The sequence below is a fragment of the Mesorhizobium sp. P170090 genome (assembly GCF_057786115.1).
The window spans coordinates 449,621-475,091 of record NZ_JBYNWH010000001.1; the positions used below are offsets into that span (position 1 = coordinate 449,621).

At 64.3% G+C, this 25,471-nt stretch carries 22 protein-coding genes; 8 read left to right on the forward strand and 14 right to left on the reverse strand.

From position 1 onward, the window contains the following. Positions 1–29 precede the first annotated feature (29 nt). Positions 30–425, reverse strand: a complete 396-nt coding sequence (locus AC3EML_RS02280) for an AGROH133_08824 family phage infection protein (RefSeq protein WP_023684099.1) — start codon at positions 423–425, stop codon at positions 30–32. Positions 426–563: 138 nt separating this feature from the next. On the opposite strand from AC3EML_RS02280, the gene AC3EML_RS02285 reads away from it, so the two are divergent. Beyond that, entirely contained in the window at positions 564–752 is a 189-nt protein-coding gene (locus tag AC3EML_RS02285) for a hypothetical protein (protein WP_023726136.1), read from the forward strand. 16 nt (positions 753–768) lie between these two features. Here the strand turns inward: AC3EML_RS02285 and AC3EML_RS02290 are convergent, their stop codons facing one another. The 5 genes from AC3EML_RS02290 to AC3EML_RS02310 all read right to left on the reverse strand — a co-directional run bounded on the left by AC3EML_RS02290 (position 769) and on the right by AC3EML_RS02310 (position 7,517). After that, the gene (locus AC3EML_RS02290; protein WP_023726135.1) at positions 769–1,464 is read right to left on the reverse strand and encodes an aspartate/glutamate racemase family protein; all 696 of its coding nucleotides are present in this window, start codon (positions 1,462–1,464) and stop codon (positions 769–771) included. 110 nt (positions 1,465–1,574) lie between these two features. Further along, on the reverse strand, positions 1,575–2,909 hold the full coding sequence (locus AC3EML_RS02295) for a lysine N(6)-hydroxylase/L-ornithine N(5)-oxygenase family protein (protein ID WP_050485873.1): 1,335 nt from the start codon (positions 2,907–2,909) through the stop codon (positions 1,575–1,577). After that, positions 2,906–4,726: an IucA/IucC family protein gene (locus AC3EML_RS02300; RefSeq protein ID WP_050588639.1), complete on the reverse strand. Its 1,821-nt coding sequence runs from the start codon at positions 4,724–4,726 to the stop codon at positions 2,906–2,908. Before AC3EML_RS02300 ends, AC3EML_RS02295 begins: the two co-directional genes overlap by 4 nt. After that, complete coding sequence (locus tag AC3EML_RS02305) at positions 4,723–5,787, reverse strand: GNAT family N-acetyltransferase (RefSeq protein ID WP_352520814.1); 1,065 nt, start codon at positions 5,785–5,787, stop codon at positions 4,723–4,725. Before AC3EML_RS02305 ends, AC3EML_RS02300 begins: the two co-directional genes overlap by 4 nt. Further along, positions 5,784–7,517: an IucA/IucC family protein gene (locus AC3EML_RS02310; RefSeq protein WP_352520813.1), complete on the reverse strand. Its 1,734-nt coding sequence runs from the start codon at positions 7,515–7,517 to the stop codon at positions 5,784–5,786. The genes AC3EML_RS02305 and AC3EML_RS02310 overlap by 4 nt, the downstream gene beginning before the upstream one ends. 172 nt (positions 7,518–7,689) lie before the next feature. On the opposite strand from AC3EML_RS02310, the gene AC3EML_RS02315 reads away from it, so the two are divergent. After that, complete coding sequence (locus tag AC3EML_RS02315) at positions 7,690–8,856, forward strand: MFS transporter (protein WP_352514888.1); 1,167 nt, start codon at positions 7,690–7,692, stop codon at positions 8,854–8,856. A gap of 11 nt (positions 8,857–8,867) precedes the next feature. Here AC3EML_RS02315 and AC3EML_RS02320 read toward each other — a convergent pair whose 3' ends face one another. From AC3EML_RS02320 to AC3EML_RS02335, 4 genes are all read right to left on the reverse strand, one after another. Further along, positions 8,868–10,154: an MFS transporter gene (locus AC3EML_RS02320; RefSeq protein ID WP_352520812.1), complete on the reverse strand. Its 1,287-nt coding sequence runs from the start codon at positions 10,152–10,154 to the stop codon at positions 8,868–8,870. Continuing rightward, positions 10,151–10,525 carry a hypothetical protein gene (locus tag AC3EML_RS02325; RefSeq protein WP_155923829.1) on the reverse strand — a complete coding sequence of 125 codons (375 nt, stop codon included), beginning with the start codon at positions 10,523–10,525 and terminating at the stop codon, positions 10,151–10,153. Before AC3EML_RS02325 ends, AC3EML_RS02320 begins: the two co-directional genes overlap by 4 nt. Before the next feature lie 15 nt (positions 10,526–10,540). Then, complete coding sequence (locus tag AC3EML_RS02330; RefSeq protein ID WP_352520811.1) at positions 10,541–12,745, reverse strand: TonB-dependent receptor; 2,205 nt, start codon at positions 12,743–12,745, stop codon at positions 10,541–10,543. Between the two features lie 280 nt (positions 12,746–13,025). Beyond that, entirely contained in the window at positions 13,026–15,209 is a 2,184-nt protein-coding gene (locus tag AC3EML_RS02335; RefSeq protein ID WP_352520810.1) for a primosomal protein N', read from the reverse strand. Positions 15,210–15,299: 90 nt separating this feature from the next. Here AC3EML_RS02335 and fsa point away from each other — a divergent pair, with 90 nt between their 5' ends. Next, on the forward strand, positions 15,300–15,956 hold the full coding sequence (gene fsa / locus AC3EML_RS02340; RefSeq protein WP_023693184.1) for a fructose-6-phosphate aldolase: 657 nt from the start codon (positions 15,300–15,302) through the stop codon (positions 15,954–15,956). 89 nt (positions 15,957–16,045) lie between these two features. Here fsa and AC3EML_RS02345 read toward each other — a convergent pair whose 3' ends face one another. Continuing rightward, on the reverse strand, positions 16,046–16,642 hold the full coding sequence (locus tag AC3EML_RS02345; protein ID WP_488505151.1) for an LPS assembly lipoprotein LptE: 597 nt from the start codon (positions 16,640–16,642) through the stop codon (positions 16,046–16,048). Beyond that, positions 16,629–19,256 (reverse strand): leucine--tRNA ligase, encoded by a 2,628-nt coding sequence (gene leuS, locus AC3EML_RS02350; RefSeq protein ID WP_352520809.1) that lies wholly within the window; start codon positions 19,254–19,256, stop codon positions 16,629–16,631. The genes AC3EML_RS02345 and leuS overlap by 14 nt, the downstream gene beginning before the upstream one ends. Positions 19,257–19,404: 148 nt before the next feature. On the opposite strand from leuS, the gene AC3EML_RS02355 reads away from it, so the two are divergent. The 3 genes from AC3EML_RS02355 to AC3EML_RS02365 all read left to right on the forward strand — a co-directional run bounded on the left by AC3EML_RS02355 (position 19,405) and on the right by AC3EML_RS02365 (position 21,598). Next, positions 19,405–20,067: a YggS family pyridoxal phosphate-dependent enzyme gene (locus tag AC3EML_RS02355; protein ID WP_023815279.1), complete on the forward strand. Its 663-nt coding sequence runs from the start codon at positions 19,405–19,407 to the stop codon at positions 20,065–20,067. Positions 20,068–20,155: 88 nt separating this feature from the next. Next, the gene (locus AC3EML_RS02360; protein WP_023668654.1) at positions 20,156–20,410 is read left to right on the forward strand and encodes a type II toxin-antitoxin system Phd/YefM family antitoxin; all 255 of its coding nucleotides are present in this window, start codon (positions 20,156–20,158) and stop codon (positions 20,408–20,410) included. 138 nt (positions 20,411–20,548) lie between these two features. Then, positions 20,549–21,598, forward strand: a complete 1,050-nt coding sequence (locus tag AC3EML_RS02365) for an aldo/keto reductase (protein ID WP_352520808.1) — start codon at positions 20,549–20,551, stop codon at positions 21,596–21,598. Between the two features lie 51 nt (positions 21,599–21,649). On the opposite strand, the gene AC3EML_RS02370 is transcribed toward AC3EML_RS02365, so the two are convergent. Then, positions 21,650–22,558 carry a LysR family transcriptional regulator gene (locus tag AC3EML_RS02370; protein WP_460221649.1) on the reverse strand — a complete coding sequence of 303 codons (909 nt, stop codon included), beginning with the start codon at positions 22,556–22,558 and terminating at the stop codon, positions 21,650–21,652. 127 nt (positions 22,559–22,685) lie between these two features. Here AC3EML_RS02370 and AC3EML_RS02375 point away from each other — a divergent pair, with 127 nt between their 5' ends. Both AC3EML_RS02375 and AC3EML_RS02380 read left to right on the forward strand, forming a co-directional pair. Continuing rightward, positions 22,686–23,867 (forward strand): MFS transporter, encoded by a 1,182-nt coding sequence (locus AC3EML_RS02375; RefSeq protein WP_352520807.1) that lies wholly within the window; start codon positions 22,686–22,688, stop codon positions 23,865–23,867. A gap of 43 nt (positions 23,868–23,910) precedes the next feature. Further along, positions 23,911–24,945 (forward strand): aldo/keto reductase, encoded by a 1,035-nt coding sequence (locus tag AC3EML_RS02380; protein ID WP_352462275.1) that lies wholly within the window; start codon positions 23,911–23,913, stop codon positions 24,943–24,945. A gap of 59 nt (positions 24,946–25,004) precedes the next feature. Here the strand turns inward: AC3EML_RS02380 and AC3EML_RS02385 are convergent, their stop codons facing one another. Then, entirely contained in the window at positions 25,005–25,277 is a 273-nt protein-coding gene (locus AC3EML_RS02385) for an usg protein (RefSeq protein ID WP_023668649.1), read from the reverse strand. Between the last annotated feature and the right edge of the window lie 194 nt (positions 25,278–25,471).

A 25,471-nucleotide genomic window follows, 5' to 3' on the forward strand; every position in this document is an offset into this window, starting at 1 on the left:
CAACCGAAGCCTTTGGATTGGCTGCCGATTCAGGGCAGAAAGCCGAAGACGAAGGCAAGCGGCAACGCGGCCAGGACGAGTTCGACGACGATCGACGCCCAGTTGAAAGGCGTGTTGGCGCCGTCCGACATCATCGACAGCAAACGGCCAAAAGCGGTGAACAGCCAGGAAAAGCCGAGTGCCATATAGAGCCACGGCTGCGCCAACAGAATGCAGCACAGGCTGACGCCGAGATAGAAGCCCGACATCCGGCCGCGCCCTTCCGCGATTGCCGCTGCCCTTTCGGGCCGGACCTGCAGCCGCAGAATCCGAAATGCCAGCCCTGGCGCGAGGAAAAACAGCAGACCGAGCGCCAAGGTGACGACGGCGCTGGACCAAGCCAGCCATTCGCCCTGGCTGGTCGGCCACGGAAACGCAAATTCCATCTTGCTTTCATCCCCTCACAGCAATGCCGGATGTATTGAATGTCGCTGCAAAAAGAAGTCAAGCGCGCGGCAGTTTTGGCACGCAATTCGTGAAGGAGCGGAAGGCTGTTTAGGCCGCGCGCGCGTCCGGCCAGCATCGTGGCCAACCTGTATTGTCAGGCGACGCCTCACTCCTATCTGCAGGACCGGTTTTGCACAGCCAAAGGCCCCGACACCGATCGCCTTTATTTCCTGACCGGGCACCTCAATCTGGCCGGCACGGAAGCAGATCGATGGAAGCTGAAAGTGGTCGGCAGCGGCAATGTCGCCGTGGCCGCCCAGCCCTGATCTCTGTTTTGGCCCTTCAGGGCAGCATGAATGCGACCGCCGCCTCGGCATGGATGCGCGTGGTGTCGAACACCGGAATGTCGAAATCGCGCTCGCCAATCAACATGGTGATCTCGGTGCAGCCCATGATGACGCCATCGATCTTCTCATCGCGCCGCAGACGGGCGACCTCGTCGATATAGGCCGCCTTCGATGCCGCGCTGACGATGCCCCGGCAGAGCTCGTCGTAGATTACCTGGTGCACCATGTCGCGCCCGGCCTGGTCCGGCACCACGGGCTGCAGCCCGTATTTCTCCGTCAGTCGGCCCTTGTAGAAATCCTGCTCCATGGTGAAGCGGGTCGCCAGCAGCGCCGGCCGCTTGACGCCGGCGCCCTTGACCGCGACGGCCGTGGCGTCGGCAATGTGGATAAGCGGGATCGACACCGCCGCCTGCACCCGGTCGGCGAGCTTGTGCATGGTGTTGGTGCAGATCAAAAGCCCCTCTGCGCCGCCCGCCTCCAGCTTGCGCGCCGCATCCGCCAGCAGCACGCCCGCACTGTCCCAGTCGCCATGATGCTGCCGGTCGGCGATTTCGGCGAAGTCGAAGGAATAGAGCAACAGCTTTGCCGAATGCAGCCCGCTCAGCCGCTCGCGCACGATCTCGTTGAGCAGGCGATAATAGATCGCCGTCGATTCCCAGCTCATGCCGCCGATGAGGCCAAGGGTTTTCATGCGCTGAGCCTCGAGCAGGACCGAACGATCTCTCTCACAGAAAAGCTTTACGGGTCGATGTCAACCTTAACGCGCGCCGTACCACGCTCTTCGGCCCGCCTCCACAAACATCACCGCGCGCCCGATTCGGTCATCCTCGCATTGGCGCCGAGATGATGCAGGCTTTGTGTCGTGTGCCTTGAACTCCAGGCAACCGGCGGATCGGGCAGATCGAGATCGAACTGTGCCCGCCCGAGCAGCGAATTGACGATCTTGGCGCTGCGCCAAGCCATCAGGCTGAGCTGCGGCTCGGCTATGCCATGGCTGAGCCGGCCGGCATTGAGCGCGTAGATCCGGCGGTCGTCGGGCCCGTCCCATTCGACCTCGAAGCTGGCGTTGAGCCTGTAATGACCGCGCTCGTCCAGCGCGATCCTGTTCATGAGCGGCGCCATGCAATCAGGAATGGCAAAGGCATAGCCGGTGGCCAGAACCACCGCATCGACGGTGCGCGTCTCGATGGCGCCGTCGAAGCCGTTGCGCATGATCAGCCGGTATTCGCTGCCTTCCCGCGTCACGTTCAGCACTTCGCGGTGCGGCGTCATGTTGACCGCCGTCGTTTCCTCCGAGAGGTGCCGCAGCGTGTAAAGCTGGCGATAGATCGCCTTCAGTGTGCTCGTCGATGCGCCGTCACCGGCAAGCAGTTGCTGTTCCAGGATCGTCTCACGCCGCCCTTGCGGCAGCCGATGGAAGCTTTCGACATAGCCCGGCGTGAAGAGTTCGTCGGTGAAAGGCGAGTCGTCCAGTGGCAGGAAATTCGGCCGCATCGAGATCCACTCGATTTCGCGGCCGGCGAAGCGGTCGGAGGAGATCAGATGCAGAAGCACTTCGGCGCCGCTCTGGCCACCGCCGATCACGGCGACACGCTGTCCGCTCAGGCGATCGAGGCGGTTGGCGGCCTGGGCGTTGTGGAAGCATTGATCGGAGGCCGCCGCCCGCGCCCAGGCGGGGATGTTGGGCACCAGCCCGACGGCAATGGCGAGATTGCGCGCGTTCACCTGCTCGCGGCCGATACGCAGCCTGAAATTCGTTCCGTCGAAGTCGATCCGGTCGACGGCGCTGGCGAAGCGCAGCGAAGACAAGTTCTCGCCGACCCATCCGAGATAGCGGGCGAATTCCGGCCGCGGGATGGCTGAGAAATCCGCGTTGAGGAATTCATAGAACCGCTTCTGCGCGACCAGATAGGACATGAACGACCATGGGCTGGTCGGATGCGTCGCGGTGACGAGATCCTTGAGGAAGGATGTCTGCAGTTCGACGCCCGGCAGCATCATACCCGGGTGCCATTCGAGCCGCGTCGCCCGATCGAAGAAGCGCGCTTCGACGCCGTCCACCGCATCGAGATGGGCGGCGAGGCTGAGATTGAACGGCCCGATGCCGATGCCTGCGAGGTCAAGCGTATGGGTCATGGCGAACTCCTTATGGAGCTGGCTGGGCTGATGGGAGATCGCCGGGCTGACTCGGGGTTAAGCGGATTGTCGAGCGGTGTGCCGAGGTCCGGCAGAGGGCGTTCGCCGCTGTCACCGTACCCGATCGCGAAGCGCACCTTGTTGATGGCGATGCGCGGAATCTTCGGCGCAAACAGATCGAACAGCACGAACCGTTCCGCCAGCTCGGTGTTCTGCGCCTGGTAGCGCCGGATGGCGCCGGCGAGGATGGCGTAGAAAGTCCTCTCGTCGAAGCGGTCATAGGCGGCCAGCGCCTCGGACAGGAAACGCAGAACGCTGACGATGTGTCCCGTTTGCAGATGCTGGAGAAGATGTGCCGGGGGCCGGCGCTTCAGCGTCGACAGGATTTTGGGGTCGAGGCCGGCCAGTTCGGGAAACGGCTGGTCGACGAGATCGAGGTCGCCCTGGAAATCCTTGACCGCCACGCCGAGAGGCGTCGCTCCGTCGAGGATGATGGTGACGTTCTGGCCATGGGCGATGAAGCCGACGCCGTAACGGCACATGAAGTGGTAGAGCGGCACGAAGGCCGTGGAGAACAGGCGATCGAGCCATGCCTCCGGACCAAGGCCGGACTGCTCCATCAGGGCGCTGGCGATCGGCCTGCCGTGGGCGTCGCGCTGCGGCAGGGCGCCCATCATCATCGGCCGCTGGCCCGCTGTCAGATCCTTTTCGGGGCTTTCGCGCCATATGGCGCCCAGCATCTCGCAAAACTGATAGGGCGCGCCTTCAACGCCGGTATAGTGCGGATGCGGATAGAAGGCGCCGGCGACTTCCTTCAGCACCTTGACGTCCTTGAGCACCGGGTCCGCGGCCGCCACCGTGGCCAGCCAGCGCGACAGATCGGCGCCGATCGCCATGTATTTGCCCGGCACGCCGCGCCACGCTGAGGTGTTGAGGACGGTCAGCGGCAGCTTGACGTGCAGCGCCTCGGGCCGTGCCACATTGGCAAGCGTGCGCAGCGACTGCAAGGGCAGGAACGGATCGCCGAACTGGCCAAGCGGCACCAGCCGGCCGGCGGCGATCTCGCTACCATATTGCGAGGCGATCATCGCCTGCCACTGCCAGGGGTGGACCGGCAGCAGCCTATGCGTCGATCGCGAGATCCCGGCGGCGCTGAAAGCCGCTTCGAGCCTTGCGCGCTCGTAGTCGCCGAGTGCGGCCTGCAGCAGCGCCTCTTCGTCGAGCCCGCAGTCAAGCGCCAGCAGGCAGCGATCGCTGGCGGCGGCAAGCCAGAAGAGCTGGAATGCGGTGGCCGATTCTGGCGCGTAGCGCTCGAAGTCGTCCCGTCCCCAGCCAAGCCGTCCCTTGTTGGCAGGGGCCTTCGGATGGCCGTCGAGCAATGCCTGCAACTCGGTATCCGGCAGCGCGGCTAGATCGGCGGCCGGTCGATTGCCGCGTGCCTTGGCGATCCGCATGTCGGCCATCAGCGTGTTGTAAAGCTCCTTCGCATAGGTGCAGAATGTTGCCGGCGACATGCCGAGCGTCTCGCGCGCGTCGGCGAAGAAGGCGACCGCATCGTCGACCGGCAGCTCGATGCCGGCGTCGCGAGTCAGCGTCTCCGGACGGACGGCGATCTGGCCCCACAGGCGCCGCGTCGCGGCAAAGCGATAGGTCACGCCGGGGCCGGGCGTCAGCTCCCATCGGCCGGGCGAAAGCTCGCGCGGCGACAGGCACTCCTCGAAGGTCAGTTCGGAAATGGCCTTGGCGACGGCGTCGCGGTTGATCGCGGCCCAGCGTGTCGCCTCCCCCGCTTTGGCAATCGGTTGCTGCACCGTCACAGCGGCACCTCGCGGAAGAAGCGCTCGCGTTCGCAGCAGACCAGCGCCGCGCGCTTGTGCGGGAAGTCGAACTCCTTGACCTTGTCGTAGGCGGCGCCGGCGCAATAGCTCAGCATCTTCTGGTGCGCGGCGCGTGGCTCGCCGACGACGCGCTGCGTGCGCGGCTCGTCGAGGAACAGATAGTGGGTGACGGAGCGGAACAGTGACAGCGTCTTCGGCCGGCCGAGATGGCGCATATTGCCGATCAGCCCATGCCAGCCGCGGTCCCAGTCGAGCGGCTCATAATAGGGCCCGAGCCGGTCCTCCTTGGCCCAGTAGAACTCGAAATAGCCGGTCGGCTCGCCGTCGAAGCTGGCGATGACGCCGAAAATATGCGGATCGCTTTCCTGCTCGGCGAGATATTTGTCGAGATCCTCATGGCTCTGGGCAAGTTCCCAGAAGAAGGCGACACGGCCATCGTTCATCCAGCGATGGAAGAGGTCGAGATCGGTCCGGCGATCGATCGGACCCAACGACACGGTGAGACCGAGCTCGGCAATCCAGCGTTCGTACATCGGGCCGCAGGGGCGCGGTTGGCGCAATGGCGGCAGCCGGTCTTGCGGGCCGATAGCGGTCATCAATGCCGGATAGGTGACATGCGAGGCCTGGCTGCGCCACAGCAGCGGCAGCTGGCGCAGGACCGAGCGATGGATGACGGCGCGTTCCGGTTCACCCGGAACCGTCTCGGTAGCCAGCGCCGAAACCGGCCACAGCGTCTTGGCCGCCGGCAGGAAGGCGCGGTCGAAGGTAGGATGCAGGCGCAGTGCCGCGTCAACGAGGCCCGCCAGGACCTGCGGCTGATCGAGACGGCCTCCCGTGAACGCGACGTCATCGATGAGCAGGCGGCCATCCGCGATGGAGATGCGGGCCTGTCCCACCGCTGTTCCCTCAGCGTTGACCAGGCTGACATGGCCATCGCCGGCACGGATGGCGAGCGGCTCCGCGGCCGAGGCCAGATGCTGCCATCCTTCGTTGCCGGCGACGGTGGCGGGTGACCAGTTTTTCGCAGCCTCGATGTTCATGCGTATTCTCTCACATACAGGGGGTTGGGAAGCTCGACGTAACCGGCCAGCGGATCGGTCACCTCGGTGTTCTCATTGATGTCGCGCAGCGCGATCAGGAAATTGCCCTTGGCAGCCAGCGTCGGCGCGTTGAGCAAATAGTCGACGCAGGACCGGTCAGCCATCGGCGTGGCGGCCAGCCGCTCGAGCGAGCGGCGGAATATCGCCAGCAGATCGTCTTCGTTGGTGAGGCCAGCGGCGGCAAGGGCTGCGACGGCGGCGAAAGCGCCATTGACGACCAGATAGTAGCCGAACAGCTTCGCGGCCGCTTCCGCTGGGAAGACATGATCGCCCGCCTGACCGGCCTCGGGCAGGAATTCGCGCAGCCTGGGCAGGAATTCCTCGACATAACCGGTGCCCTGGCAGTCGCGAAAATAGAGCGCATTCGGCCAGCCGCCGGCGAGGCCGACGACGAGGTTCTGCTGATGGGCGCCGAACAGCAGGCCGAATTCCGAGAAGGCAACGATAAACGGCTCGATGGCAGCATGAAGGAAACGCTCGAACCACAAACGCGCCGTTTCCTCGACAGGTCGCTTCTCGTCGCGGGCGATACGGTGGACCAGGTCGGACAGATGGCTTTCGGTACGGCCGGGATGGCGCTCGCAAAGCGCGCCGAGAACGGCAGCCGACGGATTGCCCGTGCCGCGAAACGGATTTTCGCGAAACGAGACGATGGTATCCGTCATCAGCCGGCCGTCTTCGTCACGCAGGCCGAACCAGGCGGGCTCACCCAGCACCGTCATGGTCGGGCAGCGCCGCTGCAAGGCATAGCCGAGCTTGCCCTTGACCAGCCGGTGCACCGAAAGGCCGCGCCGGCACTCATGCTCCTCGACGATGCGCCTGGAATTGGTCAGGCGCAGGCTGAGCGAGAATTTCAGCATCCACTCGGCTTCAGCTGAATGAACCGTGCGCAGCGAGGTCGTGGCCCGCCACGCTGGTCCGCCGAGCCCAACATCAACGATACGGCCGGCGCGAAACAGGCGCTCGACGGGGTCTTCCAGCACGAGCCGTACGGCCTGCCACGGATGCATCGGAACGAGAACCTTGCCCTGTTGCTTGCCAGCCCGAGCAAGCAGCTGCGGATCGCTGGCGGCAAGCCCGCGGACCATCTCGGTGACATCTAGCGGCTCGACGCTGCCCCCAGTGAGGATGGTCGGGTCGACGGCCCACCAGCGCAGTTTGAACGCATTGCAGTATTCATGCCCGAAGCGCGCGGAATCCGTGTGCGTGAACTCTTCGCGACTCATCGGCGCCGGATGCACGGCATGGCCGAAGCGCAGGGCGCTTTCGGCATCGATGAAATCAGGATCGCCTTCGGAGAAGGGCCGCGACGATCCACGCGCCGCAGTCGCGTCAGCGATTGCGGCGATGCTGGCCAGGCTGCGGCGCAGGAAGGTCAGTCGGCTTTTCGCTGTCGCCCGGCCGGCAATGTCGGGATCCGCCAGGATCAGCGCCAAAAGGCTGAAAAGGTCGATCTCGGTCGCTTCGCCATCGGCCCCCTCGTTACTAATATCGAGGCGCCAGAGCGGCATCGCTAAATCGTGGTAACCGACCTTCGAGCGATGCCGCGCTTCGACGAGCACCGCCGCGCGCGAGGCAGGGAAATTCAGACGCAGCACGGCTGCCTGCGGCCGAAACAGCGCGGTTTGCCTGGCGTCGACGAATTCCCAGCCATTCCATTCCCGCAGCAACGCGTTGAGTAACGGGCTTAATGCAGAGGAAGATTCTGGTCCTACTTGTTCCATGTGCATCTCGATAAATCCTAATAATACTGCAGATTACATCTATAAGTCGTCGTCTTTAAACATTTATGTTGATTAACTATTATAAACAAGAAATAAGCTTGGTCTTATGACGACCGGTATGAAAAATCGATCTTCGCTTCTGCGCCGCCTGGCGATCGCGGTCTCGGCAATCGGCTTCGGCCAGTCGGCCTTCGTATCGCTCGTTCCCCTGGTGATGGAGCGGCTGAGGCTCGACACGTTTGCCATCGGCGCGGCAACTGCTGTCGGCGCGGCGGCCTTTCTGGTCGGCTCGCCGCTGTGGGGTCGCATGGGCGAGCGGCTTGGCCATGCCAGGCTGCTGCGCTTGCTCGGCCTCGCCATGCTGGCCGGCCAGGCGGTGTTCGCCATTCTGCTGATAGCCGGCACGGGAGCCGCGCTGGGCATCGCTTTGCTGATGCTTTCGCGAACCGTGTACGGTTTTGCCGCGTCCGGCGTCATGCCGACGGCGCAGGTCTGGGCCAGCCGCTCGGTTGCCGATGACAGGCGACAGGCCGCGCTGGGACTGCTTGGCGCCGGCGTCAGCATGGGGCGGCTGGCCGGCGCGCTGGCGGCAACGGCTGCCGTCCTGTCGCCGCTGCTGCCGCCCATCCTGTTCCTGTTCAGCCCGCTGTTGCTGTGGCTCGCGCGGGGCAAAGGGGAAGCCGGCGGACGGACCGACGGCAGGGCGGCCGACGTTGGCCGTGGAATATCGCCCTTCGATCGCCGCGCTCTGCCTTGCCTGGCGATGGGCTTGTGCCTGACGCTCGGCTTCGGACAGGTGCAGATGATGCTCGGCCCGATGGCCCAGCAGCGTTTTGGCCTTGGTGCGACGCAGGCCACGACGGTGACCGGCCTGGCCCTGATGCTGGTCGCCATCGTCATGGTTCTGGTCCAGGGACTGCTCATGGCGCGCCTGCGGCTGGCGGAGCGCAACAGCGTCGTCGTCGGCTGTCTCATGGTTTGCGTCGGCATGACGGCGCTGGCCGTCACGGCCAGCCATGTTGCCTCGGCAGCGTCTCTGGTGGTGGCGGCGGCCGGCATTGCCCTGGCGACACCCGGCTACACCGCCTGGCTGATGAAGCGCCTGGAGCCCGGCGAGCAGGGCGCGGCGGCCGGCTGGCTCACCAGCACCCATGTGCTCGGCCAGAGCATCGGCGCATTGGCCGGCGGCTTTGCCTTCACGCTCTGGCCCTTTGCGCCGCTGGCCGACTGCGCGGCGCTGGCGCTGGCCGCTGCCTGTCTCGCTGCCATGGTTCGCAAGCACTAGCCAAACCGCGCTCATTCGGCGAGCTCCGGCAATGGCGGCATCGGAGTACCCGGTTGGGCTTTTGCGGTATCGGCGAAATGGGCATTCAACATGCGATAGGTCGCCACCACGGCGATGCCCGACAGCACGGTCGCCAGGGTGAACAGCGCGGAGTAGCCGAGCATGTCGGCGAGGCGCCCGGCAAGCATGGAGCCGACGAGGTAGACGATAAGCTGGGCGCAGGACAGGATGGTGAAGTCGGTGCCCGGCTGGTCCGACGACGTCACGGCCATGAACAGGCTATAGAGCGCCACGATCTCCATGTAGCGCACCAGCGTCTGCAGGAACGAGGCGCCGAAGATCGGCCAAAAGCCGGCAATAGTGCCGAAAGCATGCAGCGCGAAGATCAGGAAGCAGATGGTGCGCAGCGCGCCGAGCAGGCCCAGCACCGAGGCGGCGCCGCGCTTGTGCAGCAGCCACGCCGCCAACGCCGAGCCGCCAAGCCCGACGGTGAGCGCAGCACCCCCCGAGAGATAACCGATGATGTCGAGCGGCACGCCGGCATCGACGAGATAGGAGCCTTCCATCGACTTCACCAGCCCCTCGCTGGCGCGGTAGATGAGCGCGATCCACAGGATCTGGCGTGCCTCGGGCCGGCGCAGGAAACGCATGATCGAGGGGCGGTCGATGGCCGCCTGCAGCGCGCTGGCGACGGGATCGGTCTCGCGCATGGCGAAGGCGGCGACCAGCGGGATGATGGACAGCGCGGCCACCATGGCCACCATGGTTTGCCAGCCGGCATGATGATAAGCCAACAGGCCGAGCGTGCCGCCGAGAACGACGCCGAGCGCGACGGCGCCGCCCTGGATCGCATTGCCGATCGGCCTGTCCTTCGGGTCGAGATATTTGGCCGCGTAGCCGTCGGTGGCGATGTCCTGGGTCGACATCAACAGGCTCACGACAAGGCCGACGGCAAAGATACCGGCGACATCGGTCGGCTCGATCCAAAGCATGGCGGCGATGCCGGCGATGACGCCGATCTGGGTGATGATGACCCAGCCGGCGCGATGGGCGCGGGCCATTGGCCGAAAGCGGTCGACCAGCGGCGCCCATAGGAATTTCAGCACCAGCGGCAGCATCAGCAGCGCCATCATGCCGATGGCGGTGCGCGACACGCCTTGCTCGCGCAGGATCGGCGGGATCGCCGCGGCAAACAGATAGCTCGGGATGGCCTGCGCCAGATAAAGGCAGGCGAGAACGACGAAAAGCCGCAGGCGCGAAAGCCCGGCGGGCGCCGGCCGGTCTGCGTCGGCGCTCATTTGACATAGTCCTTCGGTGCGTAACCGTTCAGGAAGGCGCCGGCCTCCGCCCGGCTGCGGGTGACGAGCACTGGAAAGCCGAACAGGCTTTGCCAGACGCGCTGCATGTTCTCGTCGGCGGCGGGGCGCACCAGCGCACAGGCGCGGCAGGCTTTTTCGAGCTGCTCGCGTTCCGCCTTGTACCAGAGGTTTTGCGCCTTGCGCTGGGCGTCGCTCAGCGCGATCTCGATGCGGATATCGACCAGGAGCACGAACGGCTCCCGTTCCTGCGAAAGGCGGCCGAGCGCCTCGATATAGCGCGCGCCATCCGCCGGATCGGCTGGCGCTTCTGCCAGCAGCGAGACCAATGCACCGTTTCGTTGGAGAGACACCGCCACCGCCGCCCCTCAGAATGTGATCTGGTAGGACCACGCAACCGAACGTCCCAGACCCGGAACGTCGGCGCCGCGGGTCGCCGATGCGGAAGGGTTGATGTAGTAGGTGTCGAACACATTGCGCACGGCAAGGTTCAGCACGCTTTCATTGCCGAACGTCTTCGAGACGGCGAGATTGACCAGTGCTGCACCGTCCAGTTCCTGGGTGGCGATGCGGTCGCGTCCGGAAAACAGCTCCAACTCGCTGCGCAGGGTCAGCTCGTTCTCGAAACGGGTGGTGAGATAGACCAGGCCCTTGTAGGTCGAGGGGACACGGTTGTTCGGCAGATACTCGTTCGCTTCGATGTGGCCGTCGCGATCCGCGTCGTATTTGCCTTCGACATAGCCGACCGATCCGCCCAGCGTGAACATGCCGCTGAGGTCTGCCTCGAGATTGGCTTCGACGCCCCAGATACGTTCCTTCTGCTGCGATACCCGGTTGTTGACGATGTCGTAGCTGACGCCGTTGTCCGAGGTCGACAGATAGGTGCTGACGCCGCCGCGATAGTCGCCCCAATCGCCGCGCAGACCGGCTTCCCAGGTGTTCACCAGCTGGGGTTCAGGCGCGATATCGGCATAGCTGATCGCGTAATCCGGCGCGTTGGTGCACGGCAGCAGCGGCCGGATGGCGGTGCCATAGGCGTCGCAGGTTTCGGCGTTGGAGTTCAACCCGGCCCGGCGGGTGAAGCCGCCAATGTCGGTCAGGCTGTAGCCTTGCGAGAAATTGCCGAAAAGCTGCATCCTTTCGGTCAGATCGTAGACGGCGCCGGCGTTGAAGGTGACGGCGTCGTAGTCGAACGAGCCGCCGGTCACCTGGATCGCCGGCAGGCCGATAATGTTCCGGCCTAGCAGAACGGCAGCGGCAGGCCGGGTGAAGTCTTCAACGTTGAGATAAAACTGGTCGTAGCGCGCGCCGCCGCTGATGCGAAAGCGATCCGTCACCGGAATTTCGCCCTGCGCAAACAAGGCGACCGAGTTCTGGGTCGTGGGCGAGATGGCGTCCTGACCGTTGGTCAGCTGCTGATCGGTGGCATCGAAGACGTAGTCGGCGCCCCAGGTCAGCGTGCTGCCCTGAGTGATAAAGTCCATCGGCGTGTTGACGGTCAGGTTGACGCCGCTGCGCCGCGATTGCAGCGCCGTCTGGTTGAAGTCGGCGGTCGGGTCCGTACCCGGCGGCAGGATCACCGGCCGCGTCGGGTTCGTCGGTAAATACACCTGGCTGTTGACGGCCGAGAATTTGGTAAAGGGCGACTGCTTGAAGATGTCGTTGTAGAACGCCTTGACCTCGAGGTTTCCGAGCGCGAAGTCGCTGTCGGTGTATTTGGCGGTCAGATATTTCGAATCTTCCTTCAGCGGCTTGCCTTCATAGGGATCGCCGAAATCCGGGGAGACGGGATTGGTCGTGTAATCGGTGAACCAGTCCGGCTTCTGGTTGGCATAGGTCCAGTCGACGCTGGCCTCGAAGCGCCTGGAATCGAACTGGTAGCCGGCCACGCCGAAGAGATTGCCCGTGCCGGTGCGGTCGCCGCCGCCTTGCCCAAGCATGGCGTCCGAAGCCATCTCGTTGCCGTGGCCGTCATAGGTGCGGCGCGACAGATCACCGGACGCCGAGAAGAAATAGTCGAAATCGCCTTTCTTGCCCTCGACCGAGACACTGGTGCTTGGCCCGGCCGACTTGCCGGGGTTTTCGGTGAAGGCGGTGACGCCGGTGCGCACCGTCACCTTCGGCTTGTCGCTGTCGCCGCGCTTGGTGATGAAGTTGATCGTGCCGCCGGTGGCGCCGGCGCCATAAAGGCTGGACGCGCCATTGATGACTTCGATGCGCTCGACCGAATTCAGGTCGATCATCGACAGGATGCGTGAGACGTCCCGCAGCGGTGTGTTGCGCGGCACACCGTCGACCATGATGAGAAGACTGCGCCCGCGGAAGGTTTCCGAAGCGCCGGAAATGGTCTGGTTGCGTGGCGCGTAGCCGGGGACGATGCGGCTGATCAGGGTCGCGGCGTCGATATTTTCCTGCGCGGCTTCCTCGACCTGTTCCTGTTCCACGACCTGGACAGACTGAGCGACGCTGGAAATCGACCTTTCATTGCGGCCGGTGACCAGTATCTGATCGAGCACGGTGGCTCCCTGCTGGTCCGTCGGAGCGGCTTCCTGGGCAAACGCCGCGCCTGCCATAATCGACGAACCCAAAGCCGATGACCAAAGAAGCGTACTGAAAAATCTGCGCATGCTGTCCCCATCTATGCCCTGGTCCCCAGCGCCAGAGCGGAAAGGCCCAGTTATAATTCATGATAAAACGAGTCAACATTTATTTTGTGGCTTTTCAAATCAGGATTAGTCAGCGAACGGATGGGAGCCGGGTACATGAACGGCGCGCATTTTAGCCGGCGCTAAGATGTTGAGCTTTCTTGACAAAACGGCATAGGGCAGCCGGCGGCGTCGTCAGCCTTTGTGCTTACAAGAAGCTCTGCGGATCGATGTCGACCTGCACGCGAACCGAGCCGCGCTGCTTCGGCCCTTCGGCCAGCATGGTGCGGATGAAGCCTTGGATGTCGGCGCGCTTTTCACCCTGGATCAGCAAGCGGAAACGATGGCGCCCACCAAGCAGCGACAGCGGCGCCTCGGCCGGGCCGAGCACGAACAGGTCGCTGGCCTGGGGTGCTGCACGGCGCAGGCCGCGCGCGTGGCCTTCGGCCTCGGCCCGCGTCACCGCACTGACGATGACGCCGGCAAGCCTGCCGAAGGGCGGCAGGGCGGCCCGTTCGCGCTCAGTGATCTCGCGTTCGTAAAAGGCCTCGGCATCGCCCGAGACGATCGCCCGCATCACCGGATGGTCCGGCTGGAAAGTCTGCAGCAGGCCGAGGCTCTTCTTGCCGGTGCGGCCGGCGCGTCCAGTCACCTGGCTGAGCAATTGGAAGGTCCGTTCGGCGGCGCGCGGATCGCCATTGGCGAGGCCGAGATCGGCATCGACGACGCCGACCAACGTCATGTTGGGAAAGTTATGGCCCTTGGCGACCAGCTGCGTGCCGATGACGATGTCGGCCTCGCCATTGGCAATGGCCTCGAGCTCCAGACGCAGCCGGCGCACTCCACCCATCAAATCGGACGACAGGACGATCGTGCGCGCGTCGGGGAAATGCGCCACGACTTCTTCAGCTATCCGCTCGACGCCAGGCCCGCAGGCGACCAGATGGTCGAGCGTGCCGCATTCCGGACAAGCCTCCGGCCGCTTCTCATTGTGCCCGCAATGATGGCAGACGAGTTGGCCGCGAAAGCGGTGCTCGACCAGCCAGGCCGAACAAACCGGGCAGCCGAAGCGGTGGCCGCAGACGCGGCACAGCGTCAGCGGCGCATAGCCGCGCCGGTTGAGGAACAGCAGCGACTGCTCCTTCTTCTCCAGCGTACGTTGCATCTGGTCGATCAGCAGCGGCGACAGAAAGCCGCCGCGGGCCGGCGGCGCGCGCCGCATGTCGATCGTCTTGAGATCGGGAAGCGCGGCTTCGGCAAAGCGCGCCGACAGCACCGCCCTGCTGTAGCGGCCCTGCTGCGCATTGACCCGGCTTTCGACCGATGGCGTCGCCGACGCCAGCACCACCGGGAAGCCGCTGATATGGCCGCGCACCACCGCCATGTCGCGGGCATTGTAGAAGACGCGGTCCTCCTGCTTGTAGGCAGGGTCGTGCTCCTCGTCGACGACGATCAGCCCGAGCTCGCGGAACGGCAGGAACAGCGCCGAGCGTGCGCCGGCGACGACGCGCACGCCGCCTTCCGCCACCTGTCGCCAGACCTTTTCGCGCATTCGGGGCGGCAGGTCGGAATGCCATTCCGCCGGCTTGGCGCCGAAGCGCTGCTGGAAGCGTTCGAGGAAGGCATGCGTCAGCGCGATCTCCGGCAAAAGGATCAACACCTGCTTGCCCTGGTCGAGGGCTGCCGCCACCGCCTCGAAATAAACTTCCGTCTTGCCCGAGCCGGTGACGCCGTCGAGCAGCGTGACGTTGAAAGCAGCGGCCGCGACATTGGCGCGCAGCATGGCGGCCGCGTCTGCCTGGTCCGGCATCAGCTCCGGCATGGCGTAGGAGGGATCGGGCGCGGCGACCACCGGTCGAGGCGGGATCATCACCGTCTCGAACACGCCTTGCGCCTTGAGTCCCTCGACCACCGTCGACGACACGCCCGCCGCGTGCGCGAGGCCGGATCGCGTCCAGGCAAGCCCCCCTTCCGCCGTCTCCAGCACGCGCGTCCTGGCATCCGTCATCCGGTCGGGCATGACGAGGGTCCGCTGCAGGCCCTCGATCCATGGTTCGGGATCGAACGCCTCCGGCGCGCGCAACAGCATGCGCGCCACCATGCCGGGCGGCGACAGCGTGTATTGCGCCAGCCAGTCGACGAAGCGGCGCATGCCGCGGTCGATCGGCGGACAGTCGAAAACCTGCTCGATCGGCCGCAATTTCCTGGCGTCGACCTGTTCGGTCACGCCATCCCAGACGATGCCGGCAACCTGGCGCGGTCCCAGCGGCACGCGCACGATCGAGCCCGGCACCACGCGCATGCCGGCGGGCACAGCGTAGGTGTAGGGCCGTTCGGCCGGCATCGGCACCAGCACCGGCGCGGCCGCGACAAAGGGCGAATCTTCGATCATCGGGCGTGACCTTGCCCCGACTTTGGTCTAGATCAAAGGGCAACCCCGAATGTGCATGGCATGCACATGGAAATCTTTCAGGAGACCCCCATGAAATTTTTTGTCGACACCGCTGACATCAAGGACATCAAGGAACTGAACGATTTGGGGCTGCTCGACGGCGTCACCACCAATCCCTCGCTGATCCTGAAATCCGGCGGCAAGATCGCCGAGGTCACCAAGCAGATCTGCGACATCGTCAAGGGTCCTGTCTCGGCCGAGGTCGTGGCGTCCGAATACAAGGACATGATGGCCGAGGCCAAGGTTCTGGCCAAGATCGCCGACAATATCTGCATCAAGGTGCCGCTGACGCTGGACGGTTTGCGTGCCTGCAGGACGATCCGCACCGAAATGAACCGCATGGTCAATGTGACGCTGTGCTTCTCGGCCAACCAGGCGCTGCTGGCGGCCAAGGCCGGCGCCTCGTTCATCTCGCCCTTCGTCGGCCGCGTCGACGATACCGGCGCGGACGGCATGGAGCTGATCCAGGAGATCCGGCAGATCTACGACAATTACGATTTCGACACCGAGATCCTCGTCGCATCGGTTCGCACCGTGAACCACGTCAAGCAGGCAGCCCTGATCGGCGCCGATGTCGTTACCGCGCCGGCCGCGACGCTGAAGGCGCTGGTCAAGCACCCGTTGACCGACAAGGGCCTGGATCAGTTCGCTGCCGACTGGGCCAAGACCGGCCAGAAGATCGGCTGAGATCGGTTCGATACAAACGAAAAAAGGCCGGGAAACCGGCCTTTTTGTTGCGGACTGCTAAAAGTCTAGTTGGCAGCGCCAGGGAATGCTCAGGCCTTCTTGCCGTGCCTGACCAAGTCCTGGGCGACCGACAGGCTCACCATTTCAGCCAGTTCACGCGCGGCGCGGTTCTCGGCGTCGAGCTGTGCCCGGTAGGAGGCGAACTCCTGCGTCGGCTTGTCGAAGGATGATGGGATCGACCGTTTGCCGGTTGCGATCACCACGCCGGTCCTGGCATCGGTCAGCACATAGTTTGCGGTCAGCGTCACCGTGCCTGCCGTCGGCTCGTCTTCGTCGGTCTGGATCTGCACCACCGCGGCCAATTCGACCAGTTCGGTGACGCCGAGATCGAGCATGTAGACCGGTGCCGTCGTCTCGCCGGCACCCTGGCCGAAGGCGAAGATCAGATTGTTGCGGACCTGCTGGGCATAGCGGGTCTTGACCGGCTTGACCGCGATCGAGGCGAGCTCCGCCGACGCGCTGACAGTCGAGCCTGCCGTCAGCGGCGCGCTCGAATAGAGCGGCCTGACCGTGCAGGCCGAAACCAGCGTCATCGAGGCCACCAGCCCGCAGAGCGCGGTGCGGCGCAGCACATGCGTCGTCTTTCCGAAGTCAAGCCCCGTCTTTTTGAAATCAGGCAACGACATTGACGATCCTCTGCGGCACGATGATCACCTTGCGGGGCGCCTTACCTTCCAGCGCTTTCTGCACGAAGTCGAGAGCCAGAACCGCTTTTTCGACCGCACCTTGGTCCGCGTCGCGGGCAATTGTCAAATCGCCGCGCTTCTTGCCGTTGACCTGAACCGGCAGCACGATCTCGTTGTCGACCACCAGCGCCGGGTCGTAGACCGGCCATGGCCGTTCGGCGACCAGATCGGTGCCGCCGAGCGTGTGCCAGCACTCTTCGGCCAGATGCGGCATGACCGGCGCGACCACATGCACAAGGATCTCCACCGCCTCGCTGCAGGCGCCTTTCAGCGCCGCATCGGCCTTGCCCTCGGCAACGTCGTTGAGCGGCGTGTTCAAGGCATTGGCAAGTTCGTAGATGCGGGCGATGGCCCGGTTGAAGCCGAGCTTCTCGATATCCTCGCCGATCGCTTTCAGGATCTTGTGCGCGGCCTTGGAAACGGCACCGGCCTCGCCATCCTGCGCCGCCTGTGGCTTGACGCCATCGAGCGTCTCGGCGGCAATGGACACCAGGCGCCAGACACGCTGGATGAAACGGTGCGCGCCGGCGGCGCCATCGTCCGTCCACTCGACGTCGCGCTCGGGCGGCGAATCCGACAGCATGAACCAGCGTGCGGTGTCGGCGCCGTAGCCGTCGGTGATGTCTTCCGGGCTTACCGTATTCTTCTTCGACTTCGACATCTTTTCGAGTGAGCCGATCGCCGCCTCTTCGCCGGTGGCGATCTCGATGGCGCGGCGCTTGCCGCCGACATCCTCGATCCTGACCTCAGCCGGCGACAGCCAGCGGCCATTGTTCGACGCACCGCCGACGCGGTAGGTCTCATGCACCACCATGCCTTGCGTGAACAGGCCCTTGAACGGCTCGGCCAGGTCGAGATGCCCGGTCGCGCGCATGGCGCGGGTGAAGAAGCGCGAATAGAGCAGATGGAGGATCGCGTGCTCGATGCCGCCAATATACTGGTCGACGGCCAGCCAGTCATCGGCAGCCTTCGGCTCCGTCGGCTCGTTGGCCCAGGGCGCTGTAAAGCGCGCGAAATACCAGGACGAATCGACGAACGTGTCCATCGTGTCGGTCTCGCGGCGCGCATCCTTGCCGCATTTCGGGCACTTCACATGCCGCCAGGTCGGGTGGCGGTCGAGCGGATTGCCGGGACGGTCGAACTCGATGTCGTCGGGCAGCTTGACGGGCAGGTCGGCCTTCGGCACCGGCACGACGCCGCAATCCTCGCAATGGATCATCGGGATCGGGCAGCCCCAGTAGCGCTGACGCGAAATGCCCCAGTCGCGCAAGCGGAAGTTCACCTTGCGCTCCGCCATTGGCCGCCCGCCTATGGTCTTCTGCTCCAGGAGCTTTGCCACCTCGTCGAACGCCTGCTCCGGCTTCATGCCGTCGAGGAAACGCGAATTGATCATCACGCCGTCATCGACATAGGCCTCTTCCGTGACCTGGAAGGTCTTGGCGTCGGCATCCTCCGGCATCACCACCGGGATCACCGGCAGGCCGTATCTGTTGGCGAAATCGAGGTCGCGCTGGTCGCCCGACGGGCAGCCGAATATGGCGCCGGTGCCGTATTCCATCAAAACGAAATTCGCGACATAGACCGGCAACGTCCACGAGTCGTCGAACGGATGCACGACGCGGATGCCGGTGTCGAAACCTTTCTTCTCGGCCGTCTCCAGTGCGGCCACCGACGTGCCCATATGCCTGATTTCGTCGATGAACTTGGCCAGATCGAGATTGGTCTCGGCGGCCTTCCTGGCCAGCGGATGGTCGGCGGCAACCGCCATGAACGACGCGCCGAAAATGGTGTCGGGCCTGGTCGTGTAGACCTCCAGTTCCTTCGCATCGCCAACCGGAGCGGCCAGCGGCCAGCGGATCAGCAGCCCTTCCGAGCGGCCGATCCAGTTCTGCTGCATCAGCTTGACCTTTTCCGGCCACTCGCCGAGACCATTCAGCGAGTCCAGCAGGTCCTGCGCGTAGTCGGTGATCTTGAAGAACCACTGCGTCAGCTCGCGCTGTTCGACCAGCGCGCCCGAGCGCCAGCCACGGCCGTCGATGACCTGCTCGTTGGCGAGCACCGTCATGTCCTCCGGGTCCCAGTTGACCTTGGAGGATTTGCGCGTCACCAGCCCCTTTTCGACGAAATCGAGGAACAGCATCTGCTGGCGGTGGTAATAGTCGACGTCGCAGGTGGCGAACTCACGCGCCCAGTCCAGCGACAGGCCCATCATCTTGAGCTGCTCGCGCATGGCGGCGATGTTGGCGTAGGTCCATTCCTTGGGATGGACCTTGTTCTGCATCGCCGCGTTTTCGGCCGGCATGCCGAAAGCGTCCCAGCCCATCGGGTGCAGCACGTTGAAGCCCTTGGCCCGCTTGTAGCGCGCCACCACATCGCCCATCGTGTAGTTGCGGGTGTGGCCGATATGGATCTTCCCCGAGGGATAGGGGAACATCTCCAGCACGTAGTATTTCGGCTTTGGATCGTTGTTATGCGCTTCGAACAGCTTCTTTTCGGCCCAGGCCTTCTGCCATTTGGGCTCTGACGCGCGCGGATTGTATCGTTCGGTTGCCATCGGATGATTTTCACTTAAAAGCAGGCGCAGACCGCCGGACAAGGCCCGGTGGCCAAGGTAAATGTCGTCGCGGTGTTCACCATGGATTGCCGGACCCGTCAACTGCGGCGAGCCGGCCAAGACGATTAAAGACAGGCAGGATATGGACATGGCCAGCGCCGTCGAACAGTTTTTCGCCGTCAAGACGAGGATCGCTGCCGCCGAGCGCGAGGCCGGCCGCGACGCCGGTTCGGTGACGCTGGTTGCGGTGTCGAAGACTTTTGAGGCCGACGTCATCCGCCCGGTCATCGAGGCTGGCCAGCGCGTCTTCGGCGAAAACCGCGTGCAGGAAGCGCAAGGCAAATGGCCGGCCTTGAAAGCGGAATTCCCTGATATCGAACTGCATCTGATCGGCCCGCTGCAGTCGAACAAGGCGAGGGAAGCCGTCGCTCTCGCCGACGTCATCGAGACCGTCGACCGCGAAAAGATCGCCGCCGAACTCGCCAAGGAAATCGTGCGCCAGGGCCGCACGCCGAAACTCTACGTCCAGGTCAATACCGGCTCGGAGCCGCAGAAGGCCGGCATCGAGCCGCGCGACGCCGTCGCCTTCGTCGCCCGCTGCCGCGATGTCCATGGCCTCGCCATCGAAGGCCTGATGTGCATCCCGCCGGCCGACGAAAACCCCGGCCCGCATTTCGCCCTGCTGGAAAAGCTCGGCATGGAGGCCGGCGTGGCAAAACTGTCGATGGGCATGTCCGGCGACTTCGAGACCGCCATAGCCTTCGGCGCCACCAGCGTTCGGGTCGGGTCAGCGATTTTTGGAAGCCGGTAGCCTTCGGCTTCGTGAGACACCTGTCGTTCCTCGGCTATTCGAGCTAATGTTTCGAGCACATCCGGCGAGTTAGCGAGGACTATTCTTCTTGGACTGGCACCTCAGGGACGCGAGAAACAATCTTTCGAAGCTTGTACGACAGGCGCACGAAGAAGGGGCGCAAACCATCACCTTGCGCGGAAAGCCGGCTGCCGTCGTATTATCTCCTGATGACTATGACCAACTGATCGGCGCAAAGCCTTCGCTTGCCGAATATCTTCTCTCCGGTCCCGCGTGGGACGACGATTTCGACGAGGAGGTCAACCGCCGCTCAAAGACGATGATCCGACCCGTGGAATTCTGATAGGTTTTTCGGCATGAAGATCTCGCGACGGTTGACGGGCTCTATGAGCCAACTGCGCTAGGTCGATTGCGCCACGACTGGAAACGAAACGCGCCGTTCCTATTTGCTTGGCGTCATCACCAATCTGCTGGAGCCACCATGCGCTACAATCAACTCGGAAATACGGGGATGTTCGTCTCCGAACTGTGCCTCGGCACCATGACCTTCGGCGCCGCCGGCGAGAATGCCCAATGGGGCCTGATCGCCAGCCTCGACCAGAAGGGCGTCAACGACATCGTTGCCCGTTCCATCGCCGCCGGCGTCAATTTCTTCGACACGGCCGACGTCTATTCATTCGGCCAGTCCGAACGCCTGCTTGGCCAGTCGCTCAAGGATCTTGGCGTCAAGCGCTCGGACGTCGTCATTGCCACCAAGGTGCATGGCGCCATGGGCCAGGGCCCGAACGAGCGCGGCTCTTCGCGCGGCCACATCATGGATTCGGTCGAGGGCAGCCTGGAACGGCTGCAGCTCGACCATATCGATCTCTACCAGCTGCACGGCACCGATACGGTGACCCCCATCGACGAGACGCTGCGGGCGCTCGACGATCTCGTTGCCAGCGGTAAGGTCCGCTATGTCGGCGTCTCCAACTGGGCGGCCTGGCGCATCGCCAAGGCGCTGGGCGTTGCCGAGCGCAAGGGATTTTCCCGCTTCGAGACCATCCAGTCCTATTACTCGATCGCCGGCCGCGACCTCGAGCGCGAGATCGTGCCGCTCATCCACGAGGAAAAGCTCGGCCTGATGGTCTGGTCGCCAATGGCCGGCGGCCTGCTGTCGGGCAAATACGGCCCCGGCGCGCCCGGCAATGGCGAAGGCCGCCGCGCCGCCTTCAACTTCCCGCCGGTCGATGAGGACCGAGCCTGGGAGGCTGTCGCCGTGATGCGCGAGATCGCCCAGAAGCACGGCGTCAGCGTCGCCACGGTGGCGCTCGGCTATGTCCTGGCCAAACCTTTCGTCATGAGCGTCATCATCGGCGCCAGCCGCATGGAGCAGCTCAAGCAGAACCTTGCCGCGGCCGAGGTGAAGCTCGACGCCGACGATCTCGCCAGACTGGATGAGGTCAGTGCGCTGCCGGCCGAATATCCCGGCTGGATGCTGGAGCGTCAGGGCGCCGGTCGCCGCCCGGCGCCGTTCACCCCGAAGAAATAGTCATCGCTGTCGCCTGATGCTTGGGGGGTCATCTGGCTCCCCAACGTCTTTTCAGCTCATCCGCACGCTCTCGACCAGAAAGTCGAGAAACGCCCGCACCCGTGCGGGCAAATGCCGGCCCTGGCCGACATAGACGGCGTGGGTAGGCTCCTCGTCGCCCGGATTGAAATCCTCCAGCAGCGCCGTCAGCCGCCCCGCCGCGATGTCATCGGCCACATGCCAGTGTGCCAGCCGGGCGATGCCGGCGCCGCCGACCGCCATCAACCGCATCGACTCGCCATCGCCGACCAGCGTGTTTCCCACGATGGGAACCGTGATGGCATTGTCAGCTGCGTCGACAAACTGCCAGCCATCGACATGCCGGACAAAGCCGAAAGCCATGCGATTGTGCCGGCTGAGATCGGCTGGAATCAGCGGTGTGCCATGTGTCTTGAGATAGGACGGTGCGGCAACGACCGTCATCCGGGTTTGCCCGAGCTTGCGCGCCACCAGCCGCAATTCGCCGAGCGGCCCGGCGCGGATGGCGACGTCGGCACGCTCAGCCATCAAATCGATGACGCTGTCGGTCAGCACCAGATCGACCGAAATCTCGGGATAGCGTTCGAGGAAATCAGGCAGCAGCGGGATCAGCCGATGCACCCCGAAGGGCACATAGGAGTTGACGCGCAGCCGTCCGCGCGGCGCGGCACCCACGGCCGCCTCGCGCTCGGCCGCCGCCATATCGGCCAAGATGCGCACCCCGCTGTCATAGAACGCCGTCCCTTCCGGCGTCAGCTGCAGCTTGCGCGTCGAGCGGGTGACCAGCCGCGCGCCGAGCCTTGCCTCCAGTCGCGCGATCAGCTTGCTCACCGCCGACGGTGTCATACGCAGCGAACGAGCCGCAGCCGAGAAGCTGCTCGCCTCGACGACGCGGACGAACACTTCGATCTCGCCGGAACGGTTGATGTCGGGTCTGGCCATCTGTGAATCTATTTCACAGGAAATATGCCCAAGGCAAGTCTGGTTCACAAGGCATGGCAACACGATCTCTGCGGTCGGGGCGCGGATCTGGACAGCGCGTTCATTCGAGTTCGAACTGGAAACCGCCATGCCTCTTGCTCTCTACGCCCTCGCTGCCGGCGCCTTCGGCATCGGCGTCACCGAATTCGTCATCATGGGGCTGCTGATCGATGTCAGCAAAGATCTCGGAGTCTCGATCTCGGCCGCCGGCCAGTTGATTTCGGGCTACGCGTTGGGCGTCGTCATCGGCGCGCCGCTTTTGACCATCGCCACCGGCAACTGGCCCCGCAAGACCGTCCTTCTGGCCCTTATGGCGATCTTCACGCTCGGCAACCTCGCCTGTGCGATCGCCCCCGACTACTGGACGCTGATGGGCGCCCGCATCATCACCGCCTTTGCCCATGGCACTTTCTTTGGCGTCGGCTCGGTGGTCGCCACCGGCCTGGTCGCGCCCAACAAGAAAGCCTCGGCGATCGCGCTGATGTTCACCGGACTGACTATCGCCAACATCCTCGGCGTGCCCTTCGGCACCTGGCTAGGCCAGGCCTTCGGCTGGCGCGCCACCTTCTGGGCGGTAACCCTGGTCGGCTTGGCAGCCTTTGCCGTCATCCTGCTTCTGGTGCCGCGCAGCAAGGAAGCGCCCGAGAAGACCAATCTGCGCGCCGACCTCGCCGTGCTGCGCCGCACGCCGGTGCTGCTCGGCCTCGCCACCACCGTGCTCGGCTATGCCGGCGTCTTCGCCGTCTTCACCTACATCGCCCCGCTGCTCACCGAGATCACCGGTTTTGGGGAAGCCGCCGTGTCGCCGATCCTGCTCGTCTTCGGCGGCGGTCTTATCGCCGGCAATCTGCTTGGCGGCAAGGTCGCCGACCGCTGGTTGGTGCCGGCGGTGCTCGGCAGCCTCGTGGTGCTGGCGTTGGTGCTGGCCACAATGACCTTCGCCGTCCACAGCCAAATCCTGGCCGTCACCTATGTCGGCCTGCTTGGTGCCGCCGCCTTCGCCACCGTGGCGCCGCTGCAGATGTGGGTGCTGGAAAAGGCGCAAGGCGCGGGCCAGAGCCTCGCCTCGTCCTTCAACATCGCCGCCTTCAACCTCGGCAATGCCGCCGGCGCTTGGCTTGGCGGCGCGGTGATTGCCCATGACCTCGGCCTCGGCTCACTAACCTGGATCGCCGCTTTGCTGCCGGTCGCGGCTCTTGGCGTCGCTGCCCTGGCGCTGCGCCTCGATCGCGCCCCCACAATCGGGGTGCCGGTCTGCGCCCAGTCATGAGCATCACGCGCAATCCTTCTTCGACATCATCAAGGAGCATAAAATGGATTATCGACGTCTCGGCGCATCGGGCCTGAAAGTGCCCGCACTCTCTTTCGGCGCCGGCACTTTCGGCGGCTCCGGGCCGCTGTTCGGGGCCTGGGGCAACAGCGATGCCAAGGAAGCGCGGCGGCTGATCGACATCTGCCTCGAGGCCGGCGTCAATCTGTTCGACACCGCCGATGTCTATTCGAACGGCGCCTCCGAGGAAGTGCTTGGCGAAGCCATCAAAGGCCGCCGCGACGCGGTGCTGATCTCGACCAAGACTTCGCTGCCGATGGGCGACAGACCGGCCGACTACGGCTCGTCGCGCTCGCGGCTGATCAAAGCCGTCGACGCCGCCCTGAAGCGCATGGGCACCGATTACATCGACCTGTTGCAGCTGCACGCCTTCGATGCCGGCACGCCGATCGAGGAGGTGTTGTCGACGCTGGACGACCTCGTGCGCGCCGGCAAGCTGCGCTATGTCGGCGTCTCCAACTTCTCCGGCTGGCAGGTGATGAAATCGCTGGCGGAAGCTGACAAGCATGCTTATCCGCGCTACGCCGCGCATCAGGTCTACTACTCGCTGGTCGGTCGCGACTATGAATGGGAGCTGATGCCGCTCGGTATCGACCAGGGCATCGGCGCGCTGGTGTGGAGCCCGCTCGGCTGGGGCCGCCTGACCGGCAAGATCCGCCGCGGCCAGCCCCTGCCGGAAAAGAGCCGGCTGCACGACACCGCCGATTTCGGCCCGCCGGTCGCGGACGAACATCTCTACCGGGTCATGGATGCGCTTGATGCGATGGCTGAAGAGACCGGCAAGACCGTGCCGCAGATCGCCATCAACTGGCTGTTGCGGCGCCCGACCGTGTCCTCGGTCATCATCGGCGCCCGCAACGAGGAACAGCTGCGCCAGAACCTCGGCGCCGTCGGCTGGGCGTTGACGCCGGAGCAGGTCAAAAAGCTCGACAAGGCAAGCGAAGTGGCCGCGCCCTACCCGTACTTCCCCTATCACCGCCAGGAAGGTTTCGCCCGGCTGAACCCGCCTGCGGTGTGATCGCCGACGTTGAAGCTGCCAATCTCCCCCCTTGCGGGGGAGATCAGCTATACTGCCGCTCAGTGCAGCACGAACTCCCCATCCACCTTCCGCCATTCGTTCGGCGCGATCAGCTTCTGGTGCGTGTAGCTGATCGAATGCAGCGGCCCGTCGAGCCTGGCCTTCCAGAACTCGATGAACTTGATCAGCACCGGAAACTTCGGCGCCAGATCGTAATCCTGCCAGATGAAGCTCTGCAGCAGATGCGGGTGGTCGGGAAAATGGTACAGAATCTTGGCCGTGGTCAGGCCATACCCCTTGAGCATCAGGTCCATTTCGGAATGATCGCGCATGACAGCCCCTTGGCCTAGTTGATTCTCCATTCCTCCCAACACCGAATTGTGCGCGCCGTTCCTTAACTGTCTATGATTTTCCTGATCCCAGTCGGGTTTTATGCACGAAAACATGCAGTTAGCAGCGACCGCTGCCGAGTGCTGATACAACCGAAACGGGAGCTGCGGCATCCCGCCACGCGAATCCAACGTCT